Origin of the sequence: Guptibacillus algicola (genome assembly GCF_020171805.1) — a bacterium.
Taxonomy (GTDB): Bacteria; Bacillota; Bacilli; order Bacillales; family Guptibacillaceae; genus Guptibacillus; species Guptibacillus algicola.
The window spans coordinates 317,940-332,056 of sequence record NZ_JAIVAF010000004.1 but is presented as its reverse complement, the minus strand read 5'-3'; the positions used below and the strand labels follow the sequence as shown (position 1 = coordinate 332,056).

Genomic DNA, 14,117 nt, shown 5'->3' with positions numbered 1-14,117 from the left:
CACACCGCTGGTGTACCAGTTGTTCCGCCAGGAGCATAGCTGGGTAGCTACGTGTGGAAGGGATAAGTGCTGAAAGCATCTAAGCATGAAGCCCCCCTCGAGATGAGATTTCCCACAGCGTCAAGCTGGTAAGATCCCTCAGAGATGATGAGGTTGATAGGTTCGGGGTGGAAGCGTGGCGACACGTGGAGCTGACGAATACTAATCGATCGAGGGCTTAACCAAACGAAAAGTAAAGCAGGCTTGGTCATATTCGTAGACCATTGGAGCTCTTGAACGTAAGGCGTTTTCCGCCTGAAGTGAAAGAGTGAAATGGGCAAGAATATAGCCTGCGGCACTAGACATCGCGAAAAATATTATTGGAACACGTTGTTGCGTGCTATCTAGTTTTCAGGGAATACCTGAATAGTCTAGTGATGAAGGCGAAGAGGTCACACCCGTTCCCATGCCGAACACGGAAGTTAAGCTCTTCAGCGCCGATGGTAGTTGGGGGCTCTCCCCCTGCAAGAGTAGGACGTCGCTAGGCGAGTGAGAAGTCAGAGCATTGAGCTCTGGCTTTTTTATATGCTTTTTTGGTTTGTATCACGGGACCGTAAGGTGAGTACCTTCATTGAGAAGACAGAAAAGGGCATCTCCGAAAGCTTCGTAGGGGTGGGAGAAGCAAGAAATTCGAGGAAGCAAGTGAAACTGGACCGGAGTAGATAGTCGGAGATCTATGAGGATCCAGGATCGCGCAGCTGGCGAGTTCGCCGCTTATCGCGCCCCGTATGAGAACACGGAAGTTAAGCTCTTGCGCCGATGGTAGTTGGGGGCTCTCCCCCTGCAAGAGTAGGACGTCGCTAGGCAAGTGAGAAGTCAGAGGTCATTGTGATCTCTGGCTTTTTTTGTGTTGTCTGAATGTGGTTTGGTGTAAAAAATGGTTGGAAATACGGTAACGCGGATATATTGTTTATTTCGCGGATAAACAACCAAAAAGCGCGGATATATTACCAATTTCGCCGATATCTCCAAATACCCTCTTGTTTTCTTGCCTCAAAACCATCAAAACCATCAATACCATCCATATACGCGAAAAAACACACTATAACTATTAGCAAATCACCATTTAGGGAATAAAAAAATATGAGCGTTCCTAGAGAGGTGAGAAAATTGAAGGATATTGTTATCGTGTGGTTTCGAAGAGACTTCCGATTAGAAGACCATACAGCTCTACAAAGAGCGATCGAGTATTGTGAAGAAAATGATGCACGGTGGGTTGGTTTGTTTCAATTGGATCCGCACTTTACTCAAACGATCGATTCGCATCATGATTACTTTTTTCAGACGGTAAAGCAGTTTCAAGACCGTTGTTTGGATATGAAGTACCCTTTTCAAGTGGTTTTTGGAGATGCAGTTGATGTATTCCAAAAGGTAACGGATGCATTACCTGATGTAAGAGCTGTTTTTTACAATAGAGATGATGTTGGGTACGGTGCAAGTCGAGATGCTGAGGTTAATGACTTTTTAGTACGTGAAGGAATTGAATTTCACTCTTTTCAAGATTATTATCTACATGGAGTAGAGGAAATTAAAAAGGGTGACGGGACAATGTACAAGGTGTTTTCCCCATACTATAAGCAATGGAGAAAGCCTAGTAAGCCTAGTATTTTACGAATAGATAAAGAGAAGTTATCGTTGTATGCTCGTTCATTTAATGAGGATATTGATGATACGTCAGCTAAAGAATTTAGGTTAGTGTTGAGACAGTGCGAAAGAAAGTGGCAAGGAATAGGGGAAGAACATGCACGTATACGTGCAAAGGATTTTGTAAGCGATCGTTTAAAGGATTATGAGAATAATCGAGATTTGCCATATGTGATTGGAACGAGTAGGCTTTCACCTTATTTAAAAACAGGTTGTCTATCTGTTAGGACATTATATCATCTTGTTGTTGAGCACGATCATTCAGGAGTGGAAGCATTTATACAGGAACTTGCCTGGAGAGATTTTTATGGAATGGTCCATTATCATTTTCCTACATTAAGAGAAGAAGAGTTTCATTCGAATTATCGTGATCTGCCATGGGATAATAGCGATAAGGAAAATCTACAGAAATGGAAAGAGGGGAAAACAGGTTTTCCAATCGTGGATGCTGGGATGAGACAATTGAACAAAGAAGGATGGATGCATAATCGCCTTAGAATGATAACTGCATCATTCCTCACAAAAGATTACATGATCGATTGGAGACTTGGAGATCAGCACTTCGAGAAGAAGTTAATCGACCATGATGAGTCATCGAATGCAGGAGGGTGGCAGTGGGCGGCATCGACAGGAACAGATGCTGTTCCATATTTCAGGGTGTTTAATCCAACTACTCAAGGAGAGCGTTTCGATCCTGATGGGACATTCATCAAGAAGTATGTAGAAGAGTTAAAAGACGTCCCGTCTACATTTATTCACAACCCTTCTAAGATGACACATGATGAACAAGAGGAAAGCAATTGTGTGATCGGGACTGACTATCCACACCCATCGGTTGATCATAAGGAGCAGAGAAAAAAAGTATTAGCTATTTATAAAGAACATTCTTAAACCAGGCAAGGTGCCTGGTTTTTGTATTGGATAACGAAGGTAGAAATGCACATGCTACGAAAAAGAGACTTTGGCAGCGGAGCTGATCGATGTGAAGTGGTTTCAGAAAACAGAAAAAGAGATGACTCTAGATGATGTATTAGATGATCTGAGTCAGTCTGCAGATTTTGTCATTTACCAAAACAAAGCAAGTAGGATTCCCTATACCCTTATTTATTTTGCTTCCATCATCGACCCTGCAAAGCTTCATCGTGTTGTACTGACTAAGCTAAATGAAAGTGAGACAAAATCTTTAGAAGAGCTAGAGGGTATTATTCCGATAGAAAACCTTGAAATCTCATCTGACCCGATAAAAGTTCAAGAACGGTTGATGTCTGGCTATTTAGCAGTACGTTTAAATAAAAGTCAGAAAGTATTGTTAATGGATTTAAGTCTAATAAAATCAAGAGATTTATCACCACCTGAGATTGAATTCAGTGTAATGGGGCCAAAAGAAGGGTTGATTGAAGACCTCCAAACAAACATGAATTTAATAAGAAGGCGAATTCCTCATCCGAAATTACGGATGAAAAAAGTAACGGTCGGAACAGTTTCAAAAACGAAAATAATTGTAACGTATATAGAAGGTACGGCGTCAGAACAGAATGTGAATACGGTCGTTCAAAGACTTGAAGACTTAGATTTTGATTTAATTGCTGATTCCTCAGTAATTGGGCAAATGTTAGAAGATAATTCGTTATCGGTTTTCCCTCAGATGATCGATACGGAACGAACAGACCGAATTACGGGGCATTTGAATTATGGTGCAGTAGCAATCCTTGTCGAGGGATCTTCTAATGCGTTGATCGGTCCGATTAATTTTGGGCAACTTCTTGTATCGTTTGAAGATTACTACCTAGGCTGGAATATCGCCTCGTTCTTTCGGATTATTAGAATGATGTCGATCTTAATGTCGATCGTCGCAACACCTCTTTATGTGGCGGTGTTAACGTATCATTTCGAACTGTTTCCATCTAAGCTCCTTGCAACGTTAATCTCTTCAAGGAGTGACATTCCATTTATTCCTGTAATCGAAGTACTATTTCTTGAGATAACCATCGATCTGTTGCGTGAGGCTGGAGCGAGGATGCCATCTAAAGTTGGGCAGACTCTAGGTATCGTGGGAGGTATCGTAATTGGTACGGCTGCTGTAGAAGCATCTCTTACGAGTAATATATTACTCATTATCGTTGCGTTGTCTGCACTTGCTTCATTTACTACTCCAGTTTACCGAATGACAAATACAATCAGGTTCTTAAGGTATCCATTAATATTATTTGCCCAGTTTCTAGGCTTGATTGGGATTGCACTATTCGGATTGTTTGTGATGGTTCATTTAATAAGGCTTACTTCATTAGGAAGTCCATATCTTGCACCACTTTATCCTCCAAGAGTGAAGGATTGGTATGACTCGTTCTTTCGCTTACCGTATGTACTACAAAAAAAGAGGTCTCATTTCTTTCGAACAGAAAAAGTCTCTCGATTCTTCGATAAAAAAGAAAAAAAGCCTAACTCACTTGACTTTGATGAGCAGTAGAGGGTGATGAAAGTGGAAAACAGTCCAAGAAAGGAAATTCTTGTTTCTTCTTTTCTTATCATGTTTATTATTCATAGCAATCAGGTTGGCGTTGGAATCCTTGGGTTCCCAAGGTATATTAATCAATACACTGGTCAAGATGGATGGATTGTTGTATTGATTACGGGACTTATTTTTCACGTGTTCGTTTGGATGATGTATGTCATTCTTGGTGATGAACGGGAGGATATTATCGATTTACAGAAAAAGTGGTTTGGGAGCTGGATCGGTGGATTGCTAAACCTTTTAGTAATGATTTATCTTTTGCTTGGTGCTGTCGTGATTCTTAGAACCTTCATCGAAGTGATTCAGGCATGGATGTTTCCAGAACTCAAAACGTGGATTCCTGTTCTAATGTTTCTGTTGTTAACTTACTATGTGTTGGCTGGAGGCTTTCGTACAGTAGTCGGAGTTTCCTTTTTTGGGGTGATTTTTCCACTGTGGTTGTTGATTACTGCTGTTTCACCAGCTAAATACGCTTCGTTTACTAATCTACTCCCGGTATTTGATCATTCACTCAAGGATTTTGTGATGGGGACGAAGCAGATGACATTAAGTTTCCTTGGAGCTGAAATTCTCCTTTTTGCTTATCCGTTCCTTAAGAATCCCAAATCGTCTCGGGTTTGGGCTCACATTGGGATTGGTGGCACAACGATTATTTATCTCATCGTCATGATCATTTCGATTGCTTTTTATAGTGAAGAACAGCTCCAACAAACCATATGGTCAACATTGATATCGTGGAAGATGGTTGAGCTCCCATTTGTGGAACGGTTCGAGTATATTGGGATTACGTTTTGGTGTTTTGTTATCTTTCCTAACGTGTGCTTAAATATTTGGGCAGCTACTAGAATCGGAAAAAAGACGTTACATATTAAGCAAAAGTATTTTTCAATAGTCCTGCTGATTGTTGTTTTTATCTCATGTGTTCTCATAACAACTCGTGAACAGGTCGATATGATAAACACGATTACAGCCTCAATCGGTACGTATTTTTTCTATATTTATATTCCAATCATCTTCTTATATGCTGTGGTCCGGAGGAGGGTGACGAGATGAGTTATAAGAAAATACCCATGATACTCTTGATGTGCATAGTCCTGACAGCTTGTGTTTCCACTGAGATTATCGATGAAGTACCTGTTGTGTTTATTGCAGGTTATGATAAAGGAAGCGACGATAAGATTAAAGGAACCATTTCTCTTCAAAGGTTTAAACCAAATCAGGAGGTTGAAACAAGGACATTCCAAGCCGAAGCTCGAACGTCAAAAGGGCTCAGAAACCAGTTGAGTGGGGTGCCAAAGCCCATTACAATTGGCAAAATGGCTGTGATGCTGTTTGGTGAAGAAGAAGCGGAACACGGTGTATTGAGAGTGTTGGATAGTTTTCTTCGTGACCCTGCATCTGGTCGGTTAACGTATGTAGGCGTAGTAGAAGGAAGCGCAGGAGACTTGATTAAAGAAGAGGATGAATATCTTCAAGGAATAGGACCGTTCCTCCAAATATTAATCAGGCAGTCGATTGAGTACGGCAATATGCCACAAAACAACCTGCATTTTTTCGACTATAAATATTATGGTAAAGGGATGGACCCGTATATGCCCTTACTAAAAAAAAATGAAAATGAAATCGTGATTTCAGGTCTTGCTCTTTTTAAAGGTGAGAAAATGGTTGGGAAGCTAGACCTAGAAGAAATGTTTATGTTTACGTTAATCAATAGAAAACATAAAGCAGGATTATTTGAAATTACTCTCCCAGACGGAAATTATGCGACGCTTTATAAAGTCATTTCAGATGTTTCTTATAAAGTAAGTGACGGGAATAAAACCCCAAAAGTGTCGATAGAAGTGGATATCAACGCTAATATCGCTCAATATACTGGTGATAAACTAGACAAACGGATTAAAAATGATATTGTGGACGCATTCGAAAAGAAAATTGAACAAGATAGTATGAAATTAATAAAGAAATTTCAAGAGTTACAGATCGATCCTTTAGCGTTAGGAGATCGCGCAAGAAGTCAGACAAGGAAATTTGATTTCTCGAATTGGGAAAACCACTATCCAACTTTAAACATTTCGGTTAAGGCGAACGCAGATATTATGGAATCTGGAGTTATTGATTAATCAGAGAACAACGTTAGATTGTATTAAGGATTTAACGCATTGACTCATCAATGAAATAACGGCAAAACCATGATATAGTAGAAAAAATGCAGTTTACTGGGGGAATTGAAATGAATGAGAAAGAAATTGAAATCCTAGAAATTTTAGAAGATAATGCACGTATTCCATTGGATGTTCTTGCTGATATGGTTGATTTATCTGAGGAGGAAGTGGAGAAGACGATAACTTCACTTGAGGAACAGAACATTATTCTGAACTATTCTTCCGTTATTAATTGGGATAAAGCCGCAGGAAAAGACGGCGTTGTTGCGATGATCGACGTAAAAGTGACACCAAAGCGCGAGGTTGGTTTTGATGATGTAGCAGAACGTATCTATCGCTTTCCTGAAGTGAAAACCGTTTATTTAATGTCTGGTGCATATGATCTTTCTGTTCAGATCGAGGGTAAAACAATGAAAGAAGTCGCTTTCTTCGTTTCAAATAAACTCTCCACCCTTGATTCTGTCCTATCAACCACAACACATTTTTTATTGAAGAAATATAAGCATGATGGCGTGATCTTTGAGCCTGAGCAGAAAGATAAACGGATTGTGGTGTCACCATGAGTCAGGTTCAAAGTGATTATGTTTCAAAAAATGCTTCGAAATTAAAACCATCTGGCATCCGAAAATTCTTTGATTTAGCATCTCAAATGGAGAATGTTATTTCTCTAGGAGTTGGAGAGCCTGATTTTGTAACACCATGGAACGTCTGTGAAGCGGGATATGCTTCATTAGAAAACGGCTATACGGCTTATACACCGAACGCAGGATTACTAGAGTTACGTGAGGGAATATCCTCTTATCTTAATGAGCAATTCTCATTGTCTTACGATGCTAAATCAGAAATCATTTGCACGGTCGGAGCAAGTCAGGCAATCGATTTAGCTTTCCGTTCGATTCTTGATACAGGTGATGAGGTAATTATTGTTGAGCCTGGTTTTGTCGCTTATTCACCTGCAGTTACACTTGCTGGAGGCACACCTGTACCTCTAGAAACGGTGGAAGAAGATGAGTTTAAGCTAACATCTGAGAAGTTAAAATCAGCTATTACGGACAAGACGAAAGCGGTGTTGATTTGCTTCCCAAGTAATCCTACAGGTGCGACGATGACAGAAGAGGAACTAGAAGACGTTGCACAAGTCATTAAAGATCATGATTTATTAGTTCTCTCAGATGAAATCTATGCAGAGCTAACGTACGATCAAACCCATTACAGCATTGCTCGTATTCCAGGAATGCGAGAAAGAACGATCCTTATCTCTGGATTTTCTAAAGCGTTTGCGATGACAGGATGGAGACTTGGTTATGTTACGGGGCCAGAAGAAATATTGAGCGTGATGCTTACGATTCACCAATATACGATGATGTGTGCTCCTACGATCGCACAGCACGGGGCGCTTGAGGCTCTCCGAAATGGGCGTGAAGATTTGGAGCGGATGAAGCGTAGCTACCGCCAAAGGAGAAACTTCATTGTAAAATCATTTAATCGAATGGGGCTATCCTGTCGCATGCCAGGAGGCGCATTCTATGCTTTTCCATCGATTCAATCTACTGGCATGTCCTCTGATGAATTTGCAGAGAAACTATTGCATGAAGAACGTGTTGCTGTCGTTCCGGGCCATGTGTTTGGTGAAGGTGGAGAAGGGTACGTACGCTGCTCATACGCAACTTCTCTTGAATCCCTTCAAGAAGCTGTGAAACGAATCGAGCGGTTCGTAAACAAAAACACCGAGTAAATAAAGCAAAGCCATCCTTATTGGAAGGATGGCTTTGTACTTTAATAGTTAGTGGAATCCTCATCGTACGATTTCGTTTGTTTTGAAACGAGTTGACGAAGAAGTTCATTCTGTTCTTGATCAGATGCGGTCTTTCGCTTCATGAATCCCATTGTTTTAAAAATAAATACGATTGATAAGATCACGATAAATAACATGATTGCCATGTAAAGGAAGCCGAATAATCCGAAGAGTATTCCCATTCCTTCCATCATGCCTTGATTTTGTTGTTCCATCATTTGTGTTGTCACCCCCTATTTCTATTTCCATCTACAAGTGTACATGATTGAAAATCAATTGTAATGCGAAAGCTTCTAACTACTATACTCTTATAGGGGAGAGATTTACCAGAAGCTTTTCTCCGAAAACATGTTATGATATTATTATCAGGTTGGAGAGTTCGGAATTCCCTCCTCTCGTAAAACAAAACTAGGGACGATGAAATGGACAACGCCTTCTCTATGGAAGAAGGTTTTTTCATGCGTCTCCCTCTACAGTATAAAGAAGGGAGCTTTTTTTATGTCTTTTATGATTCCAAAAAAAGTTGAATTGCTTGGAGAAGATATTCAAAAAAGCGAATTAAAATATCACAATAAACGTGTAGCTGTAACAAAGGAATTTACATTTGATGCTGCACACCATTTGCATTGTTACGAAGGCAAGTGTAAAAGTATGCATGGTCATACGTATAAGTTAGTTATTACGATAAGCGGATATGTGAATGAGATTGGTATTTCTGTTGACTTCGGTGAAATCAAAGCATTGTTCAAAGACGTAATCGATTCTAAGCTTGATCACCATTATTTGAATGAAGTCCTACCAAATATGAATACAACTGCTGAAAACATGATCGTCTGGATCTGGGAGCAACTTGATCTTGCGCTTGATAGCAGAAATATGAGAGACAATGGGCAACGTCTAGAAGAGCTTGTCCTATATGAAACACCGACAAGCTACGCGACATTGAAGCGGGAATGGATGGAGTCAAATGAATAAGTGGACATTACCTGAACGAGCAGAATACATGGGCTGGAAGCTTCCGATGGTTGAAGTGTTTGAAACGGTAGAAGGGGAAGGCACGCGCGCAGGATTCCCGACTGTATTTGTAAGAGTGTTTCACTGTAATCTACGCTGTACCTGGTGTGATACGCCTTATAGCTATGCGCCAGACAAAGCTGAGTATACAGCGACAATTTCACACATTATTGACCAAATAAAACAGTATAAGAGCAGACATATTTGCTTTACGGGCGGCGAGCCGCTGATCCACCGAGAAAAATCGTATGCTCTTCTTCAAGCGATGGTAGACCTCGAGCATATTGAGGATATCCACATTGAAACGAATGGTGCGATTGATTTGGCACCATACGAAGAAGTAAGACGTGAAAATGAAGAGTGGCAAAACAAAGTGCGATTTGTAATGGACTATAAGCTGCCGGATTCCGGTGAACAACATCGTATGCTTCATGAGAATTTCTCCCTTCTTGATGACCAAGATGAAATCAAGTTTGTCATTGGTTCTGATGAAGACTTTGAAGTAGCAACGAACGTTGTGGCAGAAAATCATGGTAAAGGGCAAGTTCTTTACAGTCCAGTGTGGGAAACGATGCCTCCAAACAAATTGGTCCAAAAAATTCTCGAAGCTGGATTAAGTAAAGTGAAGCTCAGCATGCAGCTTCATAAAATCATTTGGGATCCTAATAAAAGGGGTGTGTAGAATGAGTAAAAAAGCAGTCATCGTGTTGAGTGGTGGACTTGATAGCACCACTTGTATGGGGATGGCGAAAGAAAAAGGATATGAACTTTATCCGATTACTTTTCACTATGGCCAAAAACATAACCGTGAAGTAGAGCAGGCGAAGAAGGTGGCGGAGTACTATGACGCTCCTGATCATCGCATCGTGAATATTAGCTTTTTAAACCAAATTGGTGGAAGTGCTCTAACGGACCAGTCGATCGATGTTCCGACTGATATCGATGAAGATGAAATTCCAGCAACATACGTACCAGCTAGAAATATGATTTTTCTTTCTTTAGCATCAGCATACGCTGAGGTAATTGGAGCAGAAGCGATCTATATCGGAGTATCAGCGGTAGATTATAGTGGTTATCCAGATTGTCGTCCAGAGTTTATTGAAAGCATGAATGAAACGGTTAATCTTGCAACAAAAGCAGGGGCAACAGGAAGTCGCATGGTGATCGAAACACCATTAATAGGGCTTACGAAAGCTGAAACGGTTGAAGAAGGCCTGAGGCTAGAGGTTCCATATGAGTTGACTACTTCATGTTACAACGGGGAAGAAGAAGCATGTGGCGAATGTGATAGCTGCCGTCTTCGACTAAAAGGATTTGAAGAAGCCGGATCAAAAGACCCGATTCCTTATAAAGTGTAATAGATGAAAAGAAGCGCCGATCTGGCGCTTCTTTTTTCGATACTATGTGGAATGAAACGGGTGGTGCTTGTCAGTCCGCTGGTATGTCCCCTGTATAAGTTGATGATGGACGGATGATGCTGTTGTTTTCGTTCTGTTCAAAGACGTGCGCGATCCAGCCCGCACATCTTGCTGCGGTGAAAGTCGGTGTGAATAGTTCTGTTGGGAGTTCGATGGAGCGTAGAATAGCTGCAGCATAGTATTCTACATTCGCATAAAGATTTCTTCCAGGTTTAAGTTCTTTTAGCAGTTCAACAGCCTTGTTTTCTACTTCATGAGCGAGCTTGAATTCTTCATCATCATAGAATTCAGAAGTGATATCACTTAGGGCAGACGCTCGAGGGTCGCGTGTTTTATAGATTCGATGTCCGAATCCCATCAGCTTCTCCTTGTTTTCTAACTTCCTTCTTAATACATGGTCAGCACTTCCATCACGTTTTATCTCGTCAAGTAGGTCGATCACTCCTGTTGGAGCGCCACCATGTAACGGGCCTTTCATCGCTCCGATTGCTCCTGTAATTGCAGAAACTAGATCGCTTTCTGTTGAAGCAATCACACGAGCAGCAAAGGTTGAGGCGTTCAGGCCATGTTCCATCGTTAAAATGAAATACGCTGATAAAGCTCTGACGTGATTTTCAGCAGGTACGTTTCCTTTTAACATGTACAGAAAGTTTGCAACATGGGAAAGGGAAGCATCTGGTTCTACAATTGGATCTCCATGTAAGGATCTGTAACGATACGCGATGATGGTGGGAACGAGTCCTACTATACGAATACCTTGCTGTTGTGTGGAAGGGAATGTAGTATCCTTGTCAGCCATCGATGAGATTACGGTACGAATCACCGACATCATGTCCATATTTTCTGGTAACTGAGCTAGAATTTCTTTCTGATAGGGTTTTAAATGTCTTGCTTCTATCAGCCTTGTAGAGAATTCTTCTAAAAGCTTTTTATCAGGCAACGTACGGTTCCATAAAAAATAGACAACTTCTTCAAAGGACTTTTCTTTTGAGAGGGTGGCAGCCCATTCTCCCCGATACACAAGCTGTCCTTTTTCACCGTCAACAAGACTGATTTCTGACTCAGCAGCAATAATTCCTTTTAAACCAGCATGAACCATATCATCAACTCCAATCATTGTTCTTGTATTCAGTGTATCGTTTCGCTATCATTATGACTAATAAATAATTAGTGTTTAATTGATAGAGAATCGTTATTGATTGGGATGAGAAACAATGAATGTAAACTGGCTAAGAACGTTTGTAGCTGCTGCTACGTATGAGAATTTCCGTGAAGCTTCAGAAAAATTGTATTTAGCACAACCGACGGTTACGGTGCATATTCACCATTTGGAAAAGTCTCTAAATAGTAAGCTTTTTGTAAAGAGTGGAAGAAGAGTCATTTTATCTGAAGCAGGTAGACAGTTTTTACCTTACGCAAAAACCATGGTTGAACATTATAATAGTAGCCTTCAGCATATGGCAGGTTGGAATCAGGGATACGACAAGAAGTTGACGATCGCCGTCTCTCCGTTACTTGCAGCTACTCTTTTACCGTACGTCTTGCAACAATTTATGAAGCAACATCCTTCCATTGAGGTTGTTGTGAAGGTTAGTGAATCACAGGATATTGGTGACAGCGTTGCAGAAGGCTCAGCTGATTTAGGATTATCGCGAATGGCAGCTATTCAGCAGCACCTTACTTCAGAAAAAATGGGCCCTGATCCCATCGTGCTTGTTGTCCCCCACGACGGTGGTGATGCTGAATCAAGCTTGCCGTTAAGTCTTGAGGAGTATTGTCGGAATACAACATTACTTACCTATTCACACCCAGGATATTGGGAAGAGCTCTTGATCGAATTACGTGCAAAATATGAAGGGATTCGAACGATGGTGGTGTCACAGGTGCACGTGACAAAGCGGTTTATTGAAGAAGGGCTTGGATTCTCATTTTTACCGAGGTCGGCCGTTCAGAGAGAGTTGCTTGAAGGAAGGATGATCGAGGTCGAGACAGATGAGGTCAGACTACCCACTGTATACACATATATGGTGTATCTTCATATCTCACGTGAAGCACAGCTGTTCAAACAATTTATTGAGAAATATATGCATTGAAAAACCCGACCAGAGTATTGATCGGGGGATAAGCTGCACGAATTCAATTTGATAGAACACTTTAGGCCTTAGTAGCTAGTAAGTCCCCAGATAAGCCATCCCTTTTTCACGCTGTTCGTTGCAAGCAAGTGGATGTGTAAAGGAAAGTTAGTGGACTTCTTTGTAACAAGAACATCAATGAGATAGCTCTGGTCAGCTGTTTCTTTGTTGCATGCTTTGACTGCTGATTTATAGTAAGGAGAAGAGCGGTTTAGTTTTGTGGTGGATAACACTCGCCAACTTTTCGAATTGGGATCTTGTGCCATCATAGATGGGACGACAACTTGTAACTTTGCTTGCAGTTCTTGGACGGAGCTTGGATTCTTTATTTTCTGAAGCTCCGGGCATTCTTCTTGAAGTAATTTAACAGGCAGGGCAGCTTTCGTTTCAGTTGGAGATAAGATAAAACAGATCAGGACTAGGGGGAGTAATAACTTTTTCATTACCGTAACCACCTTTCCATGTTTAGTTTCTCCCAATTCGGGGATTTTTATGTAGTATAAGAACCTATGTTCTCGCTAAATGAAGGAGGATAATAAATGAAGCCTTCAATTAAAAACCGCACATCTCGCACGATTTTAACAAAAGGGAGCGGTTTTCTAAATGGATACAGTCATACATTGAACCCTTACGCTGGCTGTGCGTTTGGGTGTTCCTATTGCTATGTGAGAAGAATGCCGATCGCACTGTTTCGTGAGGAAGATTGGGGAGAATGGGTGGACATTAAAGAAAACGGTGTTGCTTTATTAAAGAAAGAAATACCGAAAGCTAAGAAAAAAGGAAAGATTTCAATCTTTATGTCTTCTTCCACTGACCCTTATCAACCGATTGAATATAAAACGGGGTTAACAAGAAGTCTTCTTGAAGCAATGGTAGAAGAGGCGCCCGATTTCCTATTTCTCCAAACGAGATCACCACTTGTAACGAGAGACATTGATCTTCTAAAAAAACTTGGAGATAAAGTATTGGTCAGTATGACGGTTGAAACAGATCTTGAGTCAGTTCGAAAGATCTTTGCACCACAAGCACCCCCAATCCCAGCGCGTTTAAAGGCGCTTAAGGAGTTAAGAGAAGCAGGGATACCCGTTCAGGCCGCTATTGCGCCACTATTGCCTTGTTCGGAGGAGTTCCCAGAGAAACTCCATCAGACAGTAAGCCGGATTACTCTTGATGACTTCTTTATGGGTGACGGCAGTGGTGGCAAAAGAACAGAGCAGCTCGGCATCCGTAAGCTGTTTGAAGAACATGGTCTAGGTGATTGGTATGACAGAAAAGCCTATTTGAAGATAAAGAATCGGTTGTTGGACAAATTCAATGAAGGGAATATCTTTATTTCTCAGGAAGGTTTCTACCCGCCTGAATAAAAAAGCTTGAGGTAACGTTACCTCAAGCTTTTTTCAT

14 protein-coding genes and 2 rRNA genes are annotated in these 14,117 nt (G+C 41.0%); 13 read left to right on the top strand and 3 right to left on the bottom strand.

All coding sequences use genetic code 11. The features are described from left to right. The 8 genes from LCM09_RS15770 to LCM09_RS15735 form a co-directional block, all read left to right on the top strand. Window positions 1-225 (top strand): 23S ribosomal RNA (locus LCM09_RS15770); the annotation flags it as partial. Between the two features lie 184 nt (window positions 226-409). Further along, window positions 410-526 (top strand): 5S ribosomal RNA (gene rrf / locus LCM09_RS15765). Between the two features lie 623 nt (window positions 527-1,149). After that, a complete protein-coding gene (locus LCM09_RS15760; protein ID WP_224883884.1) occupies window positions 1,150-2,574 on the top strand; it encodes a cryptochrome/photolyase family protein in 1,425 nt (474 codons plus the stop codon). A gap of 70 nt (window positions 2,575-2,644) precedes the next feature. Beyond that, complete coding sequence (locus tag LCM09_RS15755; protein WP_224883882.1) at window positions 2,645-4,150, top strand: spore germination protein; 1,506 nt, start codon at window positions 2,645-2,647, stop codon at window positions 4,148-4,150. Between the two features lie 6 nt (window positions 4,151-4,156). Further along, window positions 4,157-5,248, top strand: coding sequence for a GerAB/ArcD/ProY family transporter (locus LCM09_RS15750; protein ID WP_224883919.1), 1,092 nt, complete (start codon window positions 4,157-4,159; stop codon window positions 5,246-5,248). After that, a complete protein-coding gene (locus LCM09_RS15745) occupies window positions 5,245-6,315 on the top strand; it encodes a Ger(x)C family spore germination protein (protein WP_224883880.1) in 1,071 nt (356 codons plus the stop codon). The genes LCM09_RS15750 and LCM09_RS15745 overlap by 4 nt, the downstream gene beginning before the upstream one ends. Before the next feature lie 104 nt (window positions 6,316-6,419). After that, a complete protein-coding gene (locus tag LCM09_RS15740; RefSeq protein WP_224883917.1) occupies window positions 6,420-6,920 on the top strand; it encodes an Lrp/AsnC family transcriptional regulator in 501 nt (166 codons plus the stop codon). Continuing rightward, entirely contained in the window at window positions 6,917-8,092 is a 1,176-nt protein-coding gene (locus tag LCM09_RS15735) for an aminotransferase (protein ID WP_224883878.1), read from the top strand. Before LCM09_RS15740 ends, LCM09_RS15735 begins: the two co-directional genes overlap by 4 nt. A 41-nt stretch (window positions 8,093-8,133) precedes the next feature. On the opposite strand, the gene LCM09_RS15730 is transcribed toward LCM09_RS15735, so the two are convergent. Next, window positions 8,134-8,370: a hypothetical protein gene (locus tag LCM09_RS15730; RefSeq protein ID WP_224883876.1), complete on the bottom strand. Its 237-nt coding sequence runs from the start codon at window positions 8,368-8,370 to the stop codon at window positions 8,134-8,136. A gap of 280 nt (window positions 8,371-8,650) precedes the next feature. On the opposite strand from LCM09_RS15730, the gene queD reads away from it, so the two are divergent. From queD to queC, 3 genes are read left to right on the top strand one after another with little or no spacing between them, the layout of a single operon-like run. Next, entirely contained in the window at window positions 8,651-9,127 is a 477-nt protein-coding gene (queD, locus tag LCM09_RS15725; protein WP_224883874.1) for a 6-carboxytetrahydropterin synthase QueD, read from the top strand. After that, a complete protein-coding gene (locus LCM09_RS15720) occupies window positions 9,120-9,848 on the top strand; it encodes a 7-carboxy-7-deazaguanine synthase QueE (protein ID WP_224883872.1) in 729 nt (242 codons plus the stop codon). The genes queD and LCM09_RS15720 overlap by 8 nt, the downstream gene beginning before the upstream one ends. 1 nt (window position 9,849) lies before the next feature. Continuing rightward, window positions 9,850-10,524 (top strand): 7-cyano-7-deazaguanine synthase QueC, encoded by a 675-nt coding sequence (gene queC / locus LCM09_RS15715; protein ID WP_224883870.1) that lies wholly within the window; start codon window positions 9,850-9,852, stop codon window positions 10,522-10,524. A gap of 70 nt (window positions 10,525-10,594) precedes the next feature. On the opposite strand, the gene LCM09_RS15710 is transcribed toward queC, so the two are convergent. Continuing rightward, window positions 10,595-11,701, bottom strand: a complete 1,107-nt coding sequence (locus tag LCM09_RS15710; RefSeq protein ID WP_404800846.1) for a citrate/2-methylcitrate synthase — start codon at window positions 11,699-11,701, stop codon at window positions 10,595-10,597. 97 nt (window positions 11,702-11,798) lie between these two features. On the opposite strand from LCM09_RS15710, the gene LCM09_RS15705 reads away from it, so the two are divergent. Further along, entirely contained in the window at window positions 11,799-12,677 is an 879-nt protein-coding gene (locus tag LCM09_RS15705) for a LysR family transcriptional regulator (protein WP_224883868.1), read from the top strand. A gap of 68 nt (window positions 12,678-12,745) precedes the next feature. Here the strand turns inward: LCM09_RS15705 and LCM09_RS15700 are convergent, their stop codons facing one another. After that, the gene (locus LCM09_RS15700) at window positions 12,746-13,159 is read right to left on the bottom strand and encodes a hypothetical protein (protein WP_224883866.1); all 414 of its coding nucleotides are present in this window, start codon (window positions 13,157-13,159) and stop codon (window positions 12,746-12,748) included. 96 nt (window positions 13,160-13,255) lie between these two features. On the opposite strand from LCM09_RS15700, the gene LCM09_RS15695 reads away from it, so the two are divergent. Further along, on the top strand, window positions 13,256-14,080 hold the full coding sequence (locus LCM09_RS15695) for an SPL family radical SAM protein (RefSeq protein ID WP_224883864.1): 825 nt from the start codon (window positions 13,256-13,258) through the stop codon (window positions 14,078-14,080). The last annotated feature ends 37 nt before the right edge of the window (window positions 14,081-14,117 follow it).

Excerpts from the sequence above, each read along its gene's own strand:
- queC (WP_224883870.1), top strand. The coding sequence starts at position 9,850 with ATGAGTAAAAAAGCAGTCATCGTGTTGAGTGGTGGACTTGATAGCACC.
- LCM09_RS15710 (WP_404800846.1), bottom strand. The coding sequence starts at position 11,701 with ATGATTGGAGTTGATGATATGGTTCATGCTGGTTTAAAAGGAATTATT.
- LCM09_RS15750 (WP_224883919.1), top strand. The coding sequence starts at position 4,157 with ATGAAAGTGGAAAACAGTCCAAGAAAGGAAATTCTTGTTTCTTCTTTT.
- LCM09_RS15695 (WP_224883864.1), top strand. The coding sequence starts at position 13,256 with ATGAAGCCTTCAATTAAAAACCGCACATCTCGCACGATTTTAACAAAA.
- LCM09_RS15700 (WP_224883866.1), bottom strand. The coding sequence starts at position 13,159 with ATGAAAAAGTTATTACTCCCCCTAGTCCTGATCTGTTTTATCTTATCT.
- LCM09_RS15745 (WP_224883880.1), top strand. The coding sequence starts at position 5,245 with ATGAGTTATAAGAAAATACCCATGATACTCTTGATGTGCATAGTCCTG.
- LCM09_RS15735 (WP_224883878.1), top strand. The coding sequence starts at position 6,917 with ATGAGTCAGGTTCAAAGTGATTATGTTTCAAAAAATGCTTCGAAATTA.
- queD (WP_224883874.1), top strand. The coding sequence starts at position 8,651 with ATGTCTTTTATGATTCCAAAAAAAGTTGAATTGCTTGGAGAAGATATT.
- LCM09_RS15720 (WP_224883872.1), top strand. The coding sequence starts at position 9,120 with ATGAATAAGTGGACATTACCTGAACGAGCAGAATACATGGGCTGGAAG.
- LCM09_RS15705 (WP_224883868.1), top strand. The coding sequence starts at position 11,799 with ATGAATGTAAACTGGCTAAGAACGTTTGTAGCTGCTGCTACGTATGAG.
- LCM09_RS15730 (WP_224883876.1), bottom strand. The coding sequence starts at position 8,370 with ATGATGGAACAACAAAATCAAGGCATGATGGAAGGAATGGGAATACTC.